This is a genomic window from Proteus penneri, assembly GCF_022369495.1.
Classification (GTDB): Bacteria; Pseudomonadota; Gammaproteobacteria; order Enterobacterales; family Enterobacteriaceae; genus Proteus; species Proteus penneri.
In genome coordinates, this window is sequence record NZ_CP059690.1 from 454505 (window position 1) to 471570 (window position 17066).

The window sequence follows — 17066 nt, forward strand, 5'->3', positions numbered from 1 at the left end:
GAAATATTATTCTCCATGTTGAATTTGTTCCCAGCTTAAATCAAATTTCGCAAGGTATTTGCGTAGGCGATCGGCATCGTTGGGCTGTTTTTTATTTTGTCTTGATACTGCGAAAAGTTTTCTACCGGCTTCTGAGAGAGTTGATGATTGCTGGCAAGTTTTGATAACCGTATTCAGTTGGCTGAGATCGAAAAGATCGATATCCTGATCTTTTAATAAAGAAGAAGTTATTCCCCAATTTTGTCTTAAACGGCTAATTTCTTCCTCAACAAGTGCTAGAGTAATACGACCATTTTCGGCAAGTGTTGCCATTCGCGTTATACTAGCACTAAGTTCACGAAAATTACCACGCCATAATGCCTGTTCAGATGTGGCAAACCGAATATAGTGAGATTTCGCATCAGAGTTAAAACGGATTACCTTTTGATGGCGTTTTGTAAAGTGATGCAATTCATAATCGATATTAGGCTCAATATCCTCTTTACGATCGGCTAGACCAGGTAGTGAAAAAGACCATAAGTTGATCCTTGCATAGAGATCTTCACGAAAAAGTCCTTTTGCAATTTGCTTGTCCATATCACGATGTGTTCCTGCGATTAGCTGAAAATCACTTTGTACCTCAGTATCTGAACCATAAGGATAAAAAGATTTTTCTTCTATTGCTTTAAGTAGCATCGCTTGCTCATCAAGTCCTAATTCTGCAATTTCATCAAGAAATAAAATCCCTTTATCTGCTTCTCTTAATAAGCCATGTCTGGCTTGTAATGCCCCTGTAAATGCACCTTTTACATGTCCAAATAAAGTGGACATCGCATTGTCTCCTCGCAAAGTGGCGCAGTTAACAGCGATAAAACGCCCTTTTACAAAATGGCGTGATTGTCGTAATTCATAAATACGTTGAGCAAGAAATGATTTTCCAGCACCAGTGGGACCAGTTAATAGAATAGGAGCAAAAGAGCGCAATGCGACTCGTTCAATCTGAGCAATTAAAGTATTGAAGCGTTCATTACGTGTGGCAATCCCCGATTTTAAAAAAGAGAGTGACTCATTATGGTAGTGCTCAAACCGGCTCGTTAATTTTGTATAACGACTTAAATCAAGGTCAATAATGGCATAACTGCCCGTAGCTGACTGTATGGTTTTCACACCGTCTTTATTTTCTATTTTAGATGTGGGTGAGGTTTGTAATAGTTTTGCTGGCAAGTAGTGTGCTTCTGTCAGTAGAAACCAACAAATTTGAGCAATATGTGTTCCCGTTGTGATATGCACATAATATTCTTCATTTTCAGTATCAAATGGATAATTCACGGCAAAATCAAGGAAATGGCTGTAAACCTCTTCAAGATCCCACGGATCACAAATATCAATTTCATAAGGCCACACCTCAGTATCAGGTGAAATGGTATGAATATCTTCAGTGATTTTTGACGCTAACATTGAATCATTAGGCTGGTGGATCATCACTAATCGGCTAACAGGAAAATCCTTTTGATGACAAATGGAAATAGTTGGGCGCCATGAATTCCACCTTTTATGGCTTTTACCTCTTTTATCTAATGTTGTGCCTAAAACACCAATCACTACTTTGCGTTTCATTAAGTTATCCCTACTTATTTTTTATCTATTTTTATAAATATATAGATAAAAAGATAGGGTTCTGTTGTTTTTAATTTAATGGGTAAATATTTAAAAATAACACTAAAAATAATTTAATTAATAAAAACAATGAATTAAAAATATTTTTGGTGTTTTTTTAAAACTTGGCACGATATTGGCAATGTTATTACTGTCTTGAGCAGATTTTAAATCTGGTAGGCACATAAAGAACACTCTGTCGTGTTATCTAAATGTGTTCCTCCACATCGAGACTCTGTAGGTGAAGAGGGTTATTTTCAGGTTCGATTCCTGACACCAAAACCATTACAAATCCAAATGTAAAATTAAATAAAAAAATCGTTGTGACAGCTGCACCGTCACCTTACTTATCCACCAGCAACTGAGCTGGATTGATAGCAGAAGAAGAGACAAACAAAGTATCGTTCCTCTCTTGTTTTCCTTTCAGTTTCGCAAAGCTTGCCCGTGGAAAAGTAAGTCACGATAAATTGCACTATATAAAGAAGAATAAAAGAAGAAGGAACGAAAAATGATAAAAACAACAATAGTGGTAAAACAGGGGCAGTTAGCACTTTTAAAGAAAAAAGATGAGTACATTGATGTGCTAACAGCAGGTGAACATAAGTTTTTTGATTTTTGGCGTCAGCTCAGTGTAGATCTCTTCCCTTTAAATGGGGGGGCATTAGAAAGCGAGAAAGCCGAATTTTTACGTCAATACTATCCTAAATGGGTAGCTGAGTATGGTTTTGATATTGTGTTATCGGATGAAGAGATTGGCCTTTTATATGAAAACGGCTCTTTAAAAGAGATCTTAGCACCAGGAACACGACGTTTATATTGGCGTTATGCCGACCGTTCTCTAGAAATAGTATCTATCGATGAACTTGAAGTATCTTCAATGTTGATGAAAAAACTCCAGCATCCTAAATTACGAAATCAAGTCATAAAAGGAAGTGAAGGGATCCTCAATGTGGATATTCCTGCTTGGCATAATGGTGTTATTCGGATCAATGGGGAAACACAAGCGTTATTGCCACCGGGATTAAAAGGCTATTGGCGTTATCAGCATAAAGTGGATGTTGAAGTAGTCGATATGCGTTTACAAACACTGGATGTGAGTGGACAGGAGATCCTAACAAAAGACAAAGTGACACTGCGTATTAATTTATCGGCTAACTGGCGTTATAGCGACGTACTTTTAGCATATCAACAATTGGCTTCACCATTGGAGTTTTTATATAAAGAGTTGCAATTTGCTTTACGCGAAGCAGTAGGAACAAGAACGCTGGATGAATTATTAGAAAATAAAAGCCTGATAGATAGTTTAGTCAGTGAAAAAATCAGTGAAGTTACTCAAGGATATGGTATTGAAGTGGCTTCATTAGGGATAAAAGATATTGTTTTACCGGGTGAAATGAAAACGATTTTAGCGCAAGTGGTTGAGGCAGAAAAATCAGCTCAGGCTAATGTTATTCGTCGAAGAGAAGAAACATCCGCAACGCGTTCTCTATTAAATACGGCAAAAGTGATGGAAAACAATCCTGTAGCCTTACGGTTAAAAGAGCTAGAAACCGTAGAACGTATTGCAGAACGTATTGATAAGATTTCCGTTTATGGCGGTTTAGACCAAGTATTAAACGGGTTAGTACAAATTAAAGGAGCATAAGCATGATATTGGATCACCAAATAGTAAAAGAAGCAGGGACTGCTGAAATTAAAATGTGGACAAATGGTGTGCCTGTTGAGGCTGATGCTCTAAAGCAGCTTATCAATACCGCTAAGATGCCTTTTATTTTTAAACATATGGCGGTCATGCCTGATGTTCACTTAGGCAAAGGTTCAACAATAGGCAGTGTTATCCCAACCAAAGGTGCGATTATTCCGGCAGCTGTTGGTGTGGATATCGGTTGTGGAATGATAGCGGTGAAAACATCATTACACGCAAATGATCTGCCTGATAATTTATTTGCCATAAGAACGGCAATAGAAAGAGCAGTACCTCATGGAAGAACAAGTTATCAATCAGGGAACGATCGTGGTTCATGGAAGAACCCGCCTAAACTTGTTGATCAGCATTGGCAACAACTTGAAGGGCGTTTTAAGGTGTTAACTGATAAGTACCCACGCTTGCGAAATACAAATAACTATCGTCATCTTGGAACATTAGGAACAGGGAATCACTTTATCGAGTTGTGCCTTGATGAATCAGATAATGTTTGGGTCATGTTACATAGTGGCTCTCGTGGCGTCGGTAATGCTATCGGTACGCTATTTATACAAATGGCACAAGAAGATATGAGGGAACATATCGCTAACTTGCCAGATAGAAACTTAGCATATTTAAGAGAAGGGACACTTTTCTATGATGACTATATAGAAGCCGTAGAATGGGCACAGGATTTTGCCCGACATAACCGTGAAATTATGATGGAACACGTGTTGGCGGCATTATCAACACAAATAGCTAAGCCTTTTACAACACAACAACAGGCGGTAAATTGCCACCATAATTATGTGCAAAAGGAAATGCACTTTGGTGAAGAAGTGCTGGTGACTCGAAAAGGCGCTGTTTCGGCTCAAAAAGGTGAAATGGGAATAATCCCTGGCTCAATGGGCGCTAAAAGTTTTATTGTGAGAGGAAAAGGAAATGCTGAAAGTTTCTGTTCATGTAGTCATGGTGCAGGACGCGTAATGAGTCGAACAGCAGCGAAAAAAACCTTTAGTGTTGAAGACCAAATTAGAGCAACTGCACATGTGGAATGTCGAAAAGATAAAGATGTGATTGATGAAATTCCCATGGCTTATAAGGATATTGATGCGGTTATGAAGGCGCAGTTATCACTTGTTGAGATAGTTCATACACTACGACAGGTTGTTTGTGTAAAAGGATAATGGTGTTTTTAAGGTAATTCATAACTATCCCCTAACGATAACGCTGGGGATAGTGAGATATGAAAGCGTGTGTATGGTATGCAAATGAATATAAGTTAAAGAATTAAAGTTACCTTTAAATTAAGTCATTATTTCTCGCTCAAAATTTGAACGATAAATGTTTAGTATTATTAATAAATAATTACTAATATCAAACTTATTACTAACCAATAAAGATAATCAAAAAAAGAATACCTATATTAAGTCATTTCATAATTGAAAAGTAATTATTAATAACCTATTAATATCTACAATCGCAGTTATTTATTTTAGTATAAAACAATTCCTAATTTTATTAATTATATAAAAATTAACTTTATTCTTATTGAAAAAATATAGCTTATTCTATTTAGAGTATTAATCCTCATTGTATATATTAATAAAAAAGTAATTGTTAATTTATTGCATCCCAAATGTGAAAAAACGTTTTGAATTACTTGCAGTATAGATAACAGTATGTGAAATATTACGATGTCCTAAATAATCTTGAATTAGACGTGTATCTCGCCCCAAATCAGCTAAGGCATAGCCACACGCATGGCGTAGCATATGAGGGTGAGGAATAATAGATACATTAGCTTTTTTACCTAAACGGCGAAGTAATCCATAAACTTGTTGACGCGAAATTGGGCCTGTTTTTTGAGATAAAAACACCCATTCAGAATCAGCTTCTCTCCATGTTTCCCGTTTTTTCAACCAGTTAACTAACGCTTCATACTCATCTTCTATAATTGGTTGTGTTGTAGATAGCCCTCCTTTCAAACGTCTGACATAGAGTATCCTACTTTCCAAATCAATATCGCTGAGGGTTAACTTACATAACTCACTAACGCGAAATCCATGTAAAAAACACATTAAAAACATGCAGTAATCTCTTTCTGGATACCGTCCTTCCTTTGCTTGTTTCAAAATAGAATTGATCTCAAAACGTGTAAGAAACTTGCGTTGCTTCATTTTTCATAACCTTTTCAATGAGATAACAAGGAACAAAAGTCAATTGTTGCATAACTATAACAAGTAATATGCATCAATAAAGGATTATATTTTTTTTATGCTTTCACTTTTACTTGTTCATTTTAAACAAGTTTATCGAAAGATTATTAATTTTTGAAAAATAAAAGCTATTGATTGAAAAAGTGAAAAATAAATAAAGAGAGGAATTCAGACATCTTTAGAGAAATAAACAGAATACACCAAATTGTTTTGTTAAAAATTTTCATCTCGAAACCAAACTTATTTAGATGATTTCTCTTTAAACATAAAAAAAAGAGTTTATAATTCTAAGTGCAAATACTATAATTTGTGAAAAAAGTAAAAAAATTTATTTCAGGATTTAAAACAAAGTAACCAATCATGTTTGTTTTTTAAAATAATGATAAATATCAATATGTTAATTAAAGTAAGATATATAGTTAATATTAAATTTGACTTAAGTGCGAAGCCAGAGAATAATAGTAAACAATTTGGTGTATTTTGTTTTGTTTCTAACGATATTTAATTGCGTTTAGGACAGGCACCAATATACCAAAATTCAAAAACTCAATAAATGAGTCATTCAATTAGGAATAATTCAATCCTAATGAATTTATTATTTTTAATGTCTTCATCCTTTATATTTTAGGAAACAAAAAGATGAAATTAAATAAATTAGCGTTAGTTCTTGGCTTAGGTTTATCTGTTGCTGCAGGTTCTGCATTTGCTGCTGATCCAGTAAAAGATCAAGGTCATGGTACAGTTAAATTTGTTGGTTCAATTATTGATGCTCCTTGTTCTATTCATCCTGATTCAGAAAATCAAACTGTTCCATTAGGTCAAGTTTCTACAGCTGCATTAAAAGATGGTGGCCGTAGTAATTCTCGTGATTTTAAAATTACTTTAGAGAATTGCACAACTGAAACTTATAAAACAGTTAAAACCACCTTCACGGGTTCAGAAGATGCAAGCATCTTAGCGGGTTCTTTAGGTATTGAAGGTATCGCTAAAAATGCTGCTGTTGTTATCACCGATGCAGGTGGTAAACAAATCAAATTAGGTGAAGCAACTGCTGCTCAAAACTTACGTGACGGTAATAACGATCTGAACTTTGCTGCTTACTTACAAGGTTCTTCTGCTGCAGCCGCTGTTCCTGGTGACTTCACTGCAATCGCAACTTTCGCACTGACTTATCAGTAAGAAAAAATAAGTTCTGTACAAGGATGTACAGAGCTTTATTTCCTGTGTCTATTTTTAACGATTTTTTTCTTACGGAGAAAAATATGAATCGCAAGATGACACCACTATGGCTAAGCCTTATTGCCAGCTTACTGATGACAACAGCAGTAGCGAGTGATGTAAAACAAGATAAAAACATGCATCAGCGATTTGGGGTACTTAATCTTTCAGGCTCGATCTTAGAACCATCTTGCACGATTGCAGCAGGAAGTGGTGAACAAGTTATTCCACTGACAATCGTTTCTATTCCAATGCTAGTAACTGAAGGGCAAGGACCTATTGAGTATTTTTCTATCAGATTAACGGAATGTACGCTAATTGAACAAAAAGGTCAGGAAGCGGACAACCCTCGTTTTATTGCAACGTTTGAAGGTCCCTCTAGCGAGAATGGTAATTTTGCACTTTTTGGTGAAGCAAAAGGTGCGTCATTAGCGATAGCTGATCGTTATGGTAGGAGAGCAATTCCAGGTAAGCCATTACCTCCTGTTGGTATTGATTCCAAATCAATGGCGTTACTTTACCAAGCGCGAATAGTCAAAAATAACGAAATACCAAAAGCTGGAAATTACAGAACAACGCTGCGATTTAAGCTGGAATATTATTAAATGGATCGGGTTGGATAACTTATGGTTAGAACATTCAAAACCGTTGGTTTAGGGACGGAAAAAAAGAAAAAACAACATACTATTCGGCCTGTTGCTGTACTGATCTATTTAATTATTACTGGCATTTCCGGTATTTCAAGTTCAGCTTTAGCAAATAGTGATATTGAATTTAATGCCGATATTTTGGATCTAAAAGATAAGCAAAATATCGACTTATCAGATTTCTCTCGTGCTGGCTATATTATGCCCGGCCGATATGAATTTGTTGTTCGCGTAAATAATAATGAACTTCCTGAACTTTACAACATTAACTATGTTGTACCAGCCAATGATCCCAAAGGCAGTGAGGCTTGCTTACCGCCAGAATTGATTCATCAAATAGGGCTCAAACCTGAATGGGCTGAAAAAGTTAAATATCAAGATAATGGAAGTTGTCTTGATATCTCTTCTATTCCCGGAATGACGGTAAATGCAAGTCTGGGAAATGGCAATCTTATTCTTACGATCCCTCAAGCGTATCTTGAATATTCGGCACCAAACTGGGATCCACCTTCTCGGTGGGATCATGGTATCTCAGGAGTACTGTTTGACTATAACGTTAATGCTAATGTGACCGATCCCGCTAATGGAAAACAGCGCCAACAAGTTACAGGCTTAGGAACCGTGGGAGCAAACCTTGGTGTTTGGCGTTTCCGTGCCGATTGGCAAGCAAGTTATCAGCATACAACGGGGCTTCCTGATAGCACTGAAAATAGTTGGAAATGGAACCAGCTTTATCTTTATAGAGCAATCACGCAATTAGGGGCTCGCCTAGTGATGGGGGAGACTTACTCACGTTCTGATATTTTCGATAACTTCCGTTTTACTGGGGTTAACTTGTCTACGGATGACAATATGCTGCCACCTAACTTAAGAGGATATGCCCCTGAAGTAACGGGTGTGGCAAAAACGAATGCGAAAGTGACGATTAGTCAGCAAGGCCGTGTGATCTATGAAACTCAGGTTGCTCCAGGACCGTTTCGCATTCAAGACATCAATGATGCAGTGAGTGGCAAATTAGATGTACGTATTGAAGAGCAAGATGGATCTGTTCAAGAATTCCAAATGGATACAGCAAGTATTCCTTATTTAACACGTCCTGGCCGAGTGCAATATAAATTATCTGCGGGTAAACCGTCGGATATGGACCGTAATATGGAAGGTCCTATTTTTGGTATGGGTGAATTCTCATGGGGGATCAGTAACGGTTGGTCACTTTATGGTGGTTCATTAGTCTCGGGCGATTATAACTCGGTTTCTGCAGGTATTGGTCGTGACCTAATGGTGCTGGGGGCTATCTCTTTTGATGCGACACATTCTTGGGCCAAAATACCAAATGATAACAAGCGTTATCACGGTGGTTCTTATCGCTTAAGTTACTCAAAACGTTTTGAACAAATAAATAGCCAAGTGACATTCGCAGGCTATCGATTCTCTGAACGTGACTTTATGAGTATGAATCAATATTTAGATCGCCGTTATCGTGACGGTGAAGAAGATAACAATAAAGAGCTTTATACCATTATGTTTAGTAAGCAGTTCCCTGAATGGGGTTTGAGTGCTTACTTAAACTATAGTCATCAGACTTATTGGAATAAGCCTAATAACGATAACTATAACTTGTCATTAGCTAAAACGATGGATATTGGTAACTTTAAAAATATCAATCTTAGTCTGTCGGCGTTTCGCAATAAATTCAATGGCACCAATGATAATGGTGTTTATATGAATGTCAGCATGCCTTGGAGCGATCGTGCAACCATTAGCTACAACACGGTGATTAATAAACACGGTAATTCACATAATGTCAGTTATTACGATCGTATTGATGACAATAGTAGCTATCGTGTTGGTGCTGGTTTAAGCAGTAACGGTAAACCATCTGCAGATGCCTATATCATGCATTACGCTGATGCTGCATTGGTCACTGCTAGTGCGAGCCATATTAATGGTGAATACACATCAGCCACATTATCACTACAAGGTGGGGCAACCTTAACACCAAAAGGTGGTGCATTACACCGTACAAGTCGTACTGGTAGTACTCGTTTACTGGTTGATACCGATGGTATTTCAGATGTACCAGTGAAAAGTATCGGCGCGATTACTCGTACTAATGCCTTTGGTAAAGCGGTACTGCCTGATATCAATGATTATTACCGTAGTAGTGCCAGCATCGACCTTGATCAGATGCCTGATAACGCTGAAGCATTACGCTCAATTCAGCAACTTACCCTAACAGAAGGCGCAATAGGCTACCGTCACTTTGATGTGATATCGGGACAAAAAGCCATGGCTGTCATTCGCTTACAAGATGGAACTTATCCGCCATTTGGTGCCAGTGTCACAACCGAGAAAGGGCGTGAGCTTGGTATTGTCAATGATGGAGGGAATGTCTATCTGACTGGGATTAACAGTGATGATGTATTGAGTGTACGTTGGAATGGGCAAGATCAGTGCAAAGTCCGTATACCAACATTAGTTGAAGGGGTATTTATGTCTTCATTATTACTGACTTGTAGTGATGGTGAATCAACACCTTCGACAATTAATCAAAGAACAGAGCCCTTACCTAAACCTCAACTGATTACGAAATAAGGTTAGGAAAGAAGGGAAAGATAAAAATAATTTCAGACAAAAAGAGTAATTTAAGATGATGTTATCAAAGCGCTTATTCATTGTAACAACCACTTTATTGACTGGAATGGTCTTTACTAGTCAAGCCCTTGCTGCGATTGCTTTAGATAGAACGCGTGTCATTTTTAATGGTGCTGATAAATCTATTAGCTTAAATGTCAGTAATCAAAATAAAGAGCTACCTTATTTGGCTCAAGGCTGGATGGAAAATGAAAATGGAGAACGTATTGACAGTCCATTATTAGTTTTACCGCCTATTCAGCGTATTGAGCCGGGTGATAAAAGCCAAGTAAAAGTGCAGTCCTTACCCGATATTGCCAAATTACCACAAGATAGAGAAAGCGTTTTCTATTTTAACTTGCGTGAAATTCCACCTCGTAGTGATAAACCCAACGTGTTGCAAATTGCATTACAAACACGAATTAAGTTGTTTTATCGCCCAGCATCGATTTATGCCACACAAACGGATCTCACCCATCCTTGGCAGGAAAAAATTACCTTAATAAAGAAAGGTGATCGCTATGAAGTGAATAACCCAACACCTTATTACGTGACATTAGTGGATGGGTTAACAGGGTTACAAGGAAAAAGCCTCGATGGTTTTGAACCGATCATGATTGCCCCTAAAAGTACAGGAACGATAAATCTGCATGCTTCTGCGTTTGGGGCATCACCTGTACTCAGTTACATCAATGATTATGGTGGACGTCCACAGATGAAATTCACTTGTAATGGCAATGAATGCAAAGTTACAGAAACATCAGCAGGAAACTAATAGGTCTATTTTATGAAAATGGAACAGCGGTTTAGCCTAAGCAAAGCAGTGTTGATTCTTATTTTGGCAACGTTTACTGGAGGCCTAAGTTTTACTGCTGTTGCGAATTTACCCGCTAGAGCGGTGAAAGATGTTATTCCTGGAATCGTTTATATCAATATTTCAGGGAATGTCATTGCGCCACCGCCTTGCTTAATTAATGACGGCAAAATGATCGAAGTTAATTTTGGTGAGGTGATGAGTACACGTATTGATGGTGTTCGTTATAAAGAGCCTATCCACTACACAGCAACTTGCCAAAAAATGCCAACCAATGCCATGAAAGTTTATATTACGGGTGGCGCAACTGGATTCGATTCAAATGCGCTACAAACAAATATTACGGGGTTGGGGGTGCGCATTCTGTATCAGGGAAACTTATTAGATTTAGGTAAGGCGGTGAATTTTACCTATCCCAACTTACCTGAATTAGAAGCAATTCCAGTTCGTGATCAGAATGAAGTCTTAGTGGGTGGTGATTTTGTCGCAAGTGGCACACTGCATGTGGATTATCAGTAAGAGGTCAGAAGATGAATAAATTAAAGTACATATGTCTGATTGCATTACTGAATTCTTATTCTGTCATGAGTGCAGACGCACCTAATATGAAATTATATGGCACTTTATTAGTACCGCCTCCTTGTGTCATTAGTAACAACGAACTGATTGATGTCTATTTTGGGCACAATGTAGGTATTCATAAAGTAGATGGCATTAACTATACCGAATCAGTGAATTATCGATTGGTCTGTGATCCAAATTTAAAAGGTTGGGATTTAGGGCTTTCTATTATTGGCCCTAAAACACAGTTTGATGAAGCTGCGCTACAAACCAATATTCCAGATCTAGGTATTCATCTAACGCAAGATGGTAAGCCTTTTAAATTAAACGAGCGTATTGCGATATCACCGGATAATCCACCTGTGATCCAAGCGGTGCCCGTTAAAAGACCCGGTAGCACTTTGCCTGAAGGTGCATTTGAAGTTTCGGCAACACTACTTGCTGAATACCAATAGGAGCGTATTGATGAATATTAAAAGATTATCGATCCCGTTCATATTGGGTCTAGTTACATTTACGGGATTAACATCAACTGCTTTTTCAGCGCCGGACAATATGCGTTTTCACGGCATATTAGTTGACGAGCCTTGCACCATAAAACCCGGTGACGAAACTGTTGAGTTAGATTTTGGCAATATTCCGGACAAAAACCTTTATGCGTATCAAAGAACACCAAGCAAGTTGTTTCAAATACGCTTGTCTGAATGTGATTTAACGATTGGTAAAAGTGTCAAGATCACCTTCAAAGGTGATGAAAATCAAGCCATGGCAGGGCAAGGTTTTTTAGCAATTAGCCCAAGTAGTCAAGCGTCGGGTATTGCTGTTGGTTTGGAATCTGAAAATGGAAATGCGCTACCTGTTAATAAAGAAACAGACAAAATGTCATTAAATGCGGATGACACGATTTTAAATTTTTATGCCTTTATTCAAGGGGAGCCAGATGCGATTGCTAACCAATCCATTAAACGCGGCCCATTTAGTGCGATTGCCACATTCCATTTGAATTATGACTAATTATTAGGGTTGAGGTTTTATATGTCCATATTAAAGCGACTTCCAGCTTTATGTATTGCAATAGGTTTGCTGTTTTCAGCGCCTGTGATGGCATCCATCTTTTCTTATATAACCAAATCAACAGGAACACCAGCAAATGCAACCTATACCTATGTTATTCAACGCTGGGATCCTGAAGATCCTTACACTCCAAATCCTTGTTATGGTTGGAGTCAATGCTGGATAACAATTAACCATAAGCATGATGCTAATGGTTCTCCAGGATCGGCGGTAAGAAGCATTGTCCGTGTTGAAAAAGAGCCTTATTTAGCTGGCGTTCGTGATGCGGTAATGCGAATGGAAAGCTTTCCAATACAAGGCACGGCACGGCATGTTGGTGATCCGCTTACCTCAAATCAAGAATGTGTCGGGCTATTTTATGAATCTAAGGAAGGAGGCTGGTCACCAAATGGACGTTTATTACCGGGATCACTATGTGGGATTGCGCCACCACCTGTTGGTGCATGCAAAATAACAGAAGGAGCTGTAAACCTTAATTATGGTGATATTGACGAAGCGAGTTTAGAAAATGCAACACGAGCTAAAAATATTAATGTGACTTGTAATTTAGCTATGAAAGTTCTGGTTATTGCATCAGGCTCAGACAGTGGCCGAGTACCATTGCGACCTGATAATAGCCTTTATGCCGATTTGTTTCTTGATAATTATCCTGGTGAAAAAGGTACAGTAATTAATGTTCCTGCAAATGGAACCATACCTGTAGAGGTTAAATCAATTTTACACACGAATGGTCGCGTTGCACCGGGCTATTTCTCTGGTTCGGGCTCAATTATTTTAACGATGCCTTAATCATGATAATAGGTGAATATATGATGAATTACGATTTTACAGATATTAATGTTAATGCGTTAGTTGGAAAACGAATTCAGAAAAAGCGTAAAGAATTAGGTTACACCGGTATGCAAATTGCTAAAAAAATTGGTGTAAGCCAACAGCAATTCTCTCGATATGAGCGAGGCATGAATAAAATTGATTTAAGTTATCTTGTTTTATTAGCCAATTATCTTAATACACCTATTTATTGGTTTTTTGAAGATTGTTTTATACCAAAATCCTCATCAGAAAATTCGCGCATTGATAAATGTAGCAATATCATCGCTGAAGCAACACCTGATGTTTTTTCATACTAGTGCATATCGCTAGAGGATACTCAAACTTGGTGTTTTAATGCGTATTTTTATTCTTTGATTGATTACCAAATTGGTAAGGCAGGGACATCCCTGCCCTTTTTTTGTTCATAGAAAACCCCTGCAAGGCTGGGGGATCCCGTAAAGCTTTCAGCTTTGAATAAGCTATTAACTCCTTTTTAATTTGTTAAAACATCTTGCGGTCTGGCAACTGCAAGAGTCAAACAAAAAATCAGAAAGGGGTTCCATGGGGGACGAAAAGAGCTCAGCGTGTACAGGCATGATGGAATTGTAAATATCACATTTTATCTTTCAAATATCTGTGACATTCTTTTAAATATTTATTTTACGGTTTCTAATTCTCTTTTTTAGATCAGCAATTCTTCATTTTATGTATATTAATACGTTTAATATCTACTGCAAAATCACTTCATAATGTTACAAATAATCTAAAGTTTTAACCTAATCTGACTGTTTATTCGTCATTATTTTTTCTTTTATAGTAATTACGACCGTTACTATCAGGTTTGCCTGAGTGTTTAATCGTTTCTGATTATTAATTCAAGGTGTTTTTATCTGCTTTAGGTTAATAAATAATCATAATTATGTTAAAAAATGTTACCTTATGCACATTTTTTAATTTTAGATATTATAAATTAATTTTAATATAAGTGATTTGTAATTGTGTAATTTTCTTTTATTTTGTTGTTTATTAAGGTAAAAAATATTTAACCTGATAATTTTATACTGATATTTATCCTAAATAAGATGCTTATAAATAGGATTAACAGATAGTCATAACAAAAAGGGTTGTGTACTGTGCATTTTCTGTTTTTTTATAAAAAGGATAAATGATGCAAACAAAAAAACAGGGAGGCAGTCGCTTTCTACGCACAGTGGAATGGCTAGGAAATGCGCTACCCCATCCCGTCATTTTATTTATTATTTTAATTGCTATTTTACTTGTCTCTTCTGCCGTTGGCGAATACTTCGGTGTTACGGTACAAGATCCTCGGCCGGAAGGTGCCAAAGGACGCGCAGAAGATGGCTATATCCACATTATTAGTTTGTTAGATGCAGATGGTATTCGTCGTATATTGGCAAATGTTGTCACAAACTTTACAGGGTTTGCACCATTAGGTACGGTGCTGGTGGCGTTATTAGGTGTCGGTATTGCTGAACGTGCAGGTTTATTATCTGCGGTTATGCGTTTAGTGGTAATGAAAGCACCTCGTAAAATGACCACTATGGCAATTGTTTTTGCAGGTATTATGTCTAATACTGCGGCTGAATTAGGTTATGTCGTACTGATACCGTTATCAGCAATTATCTTCCATTCGTTAGGACGGCATCCTCTTGCTGGTCTAGCGGCTGCATTTGCAGGGGTTTCAGGTGGTTATTCTGCTAACTTACTCTTAGGAACGATAGATCCGTTATTATCAGGTATTACGCAACAAGCAGCGCGCATTATAGATCCAGCTTATATCGTTGGTGCTGAAGCAAACTGGTACTTTATGTTTGTCAGTACATTCCTTATTACTTTCTTAGGTTACTTCATTACAGAAAAAATCGTTGAGCCTCAGCTAGGGCCTTATAACGGTAACGAACTTGATGATGAAGAAAATGATTTAAGGAATGCTGCTGAAGTCACGCCCCTAGAAAAGAAAGCATTATGGGCTGCAACAGGAACCTTTATTGTTATGGGGGTGATTTTAGCGCTAACGGTTGTTCCTGAAAATGGTATATTGAGAAACCAAGAGACAGGGTTAATTGGCAATTCTCCTTTCTTAAAATCTATTGTTGTCTTTATTTTCTTATTCTTTGCAATTCCGGGTATTGTTTATGGATGGATTGCTAAAACAATGCGTACAGATAAAGATATCGTTGATGCTATGGCTAATTCGATGAGTACGCTTGGGCTCTATTTAGTCATTATTTTCTTTGCGGCTCAGTTTGTTGCATTCTTTGGTTGGACAAACATCGGTCAGGTTATTGCTGTTAAGGGTGCAGCACTACTTAATAGTATTGATATGCCGAGTGGATTACTATTTTTAGGCTTTATTTTAATCTGTGCATTTATTAACTTAATGATTGGTTCAGCATCAGCACAATGGGCGGTTACAGCACCTATCTTTGTACCAATGTTAATGCTTGCAGGCTATGCGCCAGAGACAATTCAAGCAGCCTATCGAATAGGAGATTCTGTTACTAATATCATTACACCAATGATGAGTTATTTTGGTTTGATATTAGCCGTTGCAACAAAATATAAGAAAGACACGGGGATTGGTACTATGATCTCTATGATGTTGCCATATTCTATTATTTTCTTAATTGGTTGGTCATTATTATTCTACTTATGGGTATTTGTATTTAACTTACCTGTAGGGCCTGGCTCACCAACGTACTATTCTCCAACAGCAGGTTAATTTTCTGCGATGAAAAAAGCTTATACAAGGATGTATAGGCTTTTTCTATTCTGATATTTCATTATTTTTGATCTACTTCTTTTTTATGATTTGCCAATTTTTCTGTTAGTTGTGTAGCATAGTCTGCATGTAAAAACTGAGTATCTAAACCTGCTTGTTGTAATTTTAATTCAAGCAATACTAAACGCTTTTGTAGTGATTCATGCTCTTCTCCTGCTTCATTCAGCGTACTTAGGATTTCGGCTAGAGATAATGCTTCTTTTCTATCTTGCATTTCAGGAGGTAAGAAACCTGCATTTTTTAACAAATGATAGCTAGCTCTAAGTGACTCAGGTACATGACTATTATCATCAATGATCAGCGGTTTACCTTCACCTTTAAGTGATGATAGCTCACCTTTTTGTAGTGCTTGTTCAATATGGCGTTCAGCCCATTCATCAATAATTGACATTGTAAACCTCGTTATTTTGAGCTTATTTTAAGCAGAAAAGATCACTATGATTAATTTATCTTGATCAAATTATATAATTTGATATTATATTTTTATATTATATAAAAATATATATTAATAAAGGGATATCTAATGAGTAAGTACAAAGAAATAGTAACAGACATTGCTAGTAATATGGGGGCATTGTCTCAAAATATTCCAGAAGTAATGAAAGCTTTTATGAGCACGACAAAAGCGGGTGGTAAAGAAGGCGCTTTAGATGCAAAAACAAAAGAATTGATCGCTATCGCCATTGCTGTTGCCAATCGTTGTGATGGTTGCATTGGATTTCATACTAAAACTTTAGTCGAACTCGGTACAACAGAACAAGAACTTGCAGAAGCATTAGGTGTTGCTATTTATATGGGCGGAGGGCCTTCAGTTATGTATGCATCCAACACCATGGGCGCTTTTAAAGAGTTTAGTAAATAAGATCCTTATATATCATATAATTTAATAAAATAATCAAAAACCAGAATAAGTTCCTTCTGGTTTTTTGTTTATCTGCTGTTTATGTTTAATTTTTTACCTTCT

At 37.1% G+C, this 17066-nt stretch carries 16 protein-coding genes; 13 read left to right on the top strand and 3 right to left on the bottom strand.

Translation table 11 applies throughout. The features are described from left to right. Window positions 1-6 precede the first annotated feature (6 nt). On the bottom strand, window positions 7-1596 hold the full coding sequence (gene rtcR / locus H1225_RS01930; RefSeq protein ID WP_109847833.1) for an RNA repair transcriptional activator RtcR: 1590 nt from the start codon (window positions 1594-1596) through the stop codon (window positions 7-9). A 550-nt stretch (window positions 1597-2146) separates the two neighbouring features. Between rtcR and H1225_RS01935 the strand changes: the two genes are divergently transcribed. Together H1225_RS01935 and H1225_RS01940 are read left to right on the top strand one after the other, a co-directional pair. Next, entirely contained in the window at window positions 2147-3280 is a 1134-nt protein-coding gene (locus tag H1225_RS01935) for a slipin family protein (RefSeq protein WP_239739679.1), read from the top strand. 2 nt (window positions 3281-3282) lie between these two features. Beyond that, window positions 3283-4506, top strand: coding sequence for an RtcB family protein (locus H1225_RS01940; protein ID WP_239739406.1), 1224 nt, complete (start codon window positions 3283-3285; stop codon window positions 4504-4506). 438 nt (window positions 4507-4944) lie between these two features. Here the strand turns inward: H1225_RS01940 and mrpI are convergent, their stop codons facing one another. Beyond that, window positions 4945-5499, bottom strand: coding sequence for a phase variation DNA invertase MrpI (gene mrpI / locus H1225_RS01945; RefSeq protein ID WP_239739408.1), 555 nt, complete (start codon window positions 5497-5499; stop codon window positions 4945-4947). 678 nt (window positions 5500-6177) lie between these two features. Here mrpI and H1225_RS01950 point away from each other — a divergent pair. The 10 genes from H1225_RS01950 (at window position 6178) to H1225_RS01995 (ending at window position 16042) form a co-directional block, all read left to right on the top strand. After that, window positions 6178-6717 (top strand): fimbrial protein, encoded by a 540-nt coding sequence (locus H1225_RS01950; RefSeq protein WP_100158737.1) that lies wholly within the window; start codon window positions 6178-6180, stop codon window positions 6715-6717. An 83-nt stretch (window positions 6718-6800) separates the two neighbouring features. Beyond that, a complete protein-coding gene (locus tag H1225_RS01955) occupies window positions 6801-7361 on the top strand; it encodes a fimbrial protein (protein ID WP_109399223.1) in 561 nt (186 codons plus the stop codon). 21 nt (window positions 7362-7382) lie between these two features. After that, entirely contained in the window at window positions 7383-9998 is a 2616-nt protein-coding gene (locus tag H1225_RS01960) for an outer membrane usher protein (RefSeq protein WP_109848532.1), read from the top strand. A gap of 55 nt (window positions 9999-10053) precedes the next feature. Next, window positions 10054-10812 carry a fimbria/pilus periplasmic chaperone gene (locus tag H1225_RS01965; protein WP_036911923.1) on the top strand — a complete coding sequence of 253 codons (759 nt, stop codon included), beginning with the start codon at window positions 10054-10056 and terminating at the stop codon, window positions 10810-10812. 12 nt (window positions 10813-10824) lie between these two features. Next, the gene (locus H1225_RS01970) at window positions 10825-11370 is read left to right on the top strand and encodes a fimbrial protein (protein WP_006534894.1); all 546 of its coding nucleotides are present in this window, start codon (window positions 10825-10827) and stop codon (window positions 11368-11370) included. 11 nt (window positions 11371-11381) lie between these two features. Then, a complete protein-coding gene (locus H1225_RS01975) occupies window positions 11382-11867 on the top strand; it encodes a fimbrial protein (protein ID WP_072063565.1) in 486 nt (161 codons plus the stop codon). Window positions 11868-11877: 10 nt separating this feature from the next. Then, window positions 11878-12426, top strand: coding sequence for a fimbrial protein (locus H1225_RS01980; RefSeq protein WP_006534892.1), 549 nt, complete (start codon window positions 11878-11880; stop codon window positions 12424-12426). A 21-nt stretch (window positions 12427-12447) separates the two neighbouring features. Next, window positions 12448-13275, top strand: a complete 828-nt coding sequence (locus tag H1225_RS01985; RefSeq protein ID WP_161669320.1) for an MrpH family fimbial adhesin — start codon at window positions 12448-12450, stop codon at window positions 13273-13275. Between the two features lie 20 nt (window positions 13276-13295). After that, window positions 13296-13616, top strand: coding sequence for a helix-turn-helix domain-containing protein (locus H1225_RS01990; protein ID WP_109399221.1), 321 nt, complete (start codon window positions 13296-13298; stop codon window positions 13614-13616). A gap of 851 nt (window positions 13617-14467) precedes the next feature. Next, window positions 14468-16042 carry an AbgT family transporter gene (locus H1225_RS01995; RefSeq protein ID WP_072063562.1) on the top strand — a complete coding sequence of 525 codons (1575 nt, stop codon included), beginning with the start codon at window positions 14468-14470 and terminating at the stop codon, window positions 16040-16042. A gap of 61 nt (window positions 16043-16103) precedes the next feature. Here H1225_RS01995 and H1225_RS02000 read toward each other — a convergent pair whose 3' ends face one another. Beyond that, entirely contained in the window at window positions 16104-16493 is a 390-nt protein-coding gene (locus tag H1225_RS02000; protein WP_072063561.1) for a DnaJ family domain-containing protein, read from the bottom strand. A 132-nt stretch (window positions 16494-16625) separates the two neighbouring features. On the opposite strand from H1225_RS02000, the gene H1225_RS02005 reads away from it, so the two are divergent. Then, on the top strand, window positions 16626-16964 hold the full coding sequence (locus tag H1225_RS02005; protein WP_006534886.1) for a carboxymuconolactone decarboxylase family protein: 339 nt from the start codon (window positions 16626-16628) through the stop codon (window positions 16962-16964). The last annotated feature ends 102 nt before the right edge of the window (window positions 16965-17066 follow it).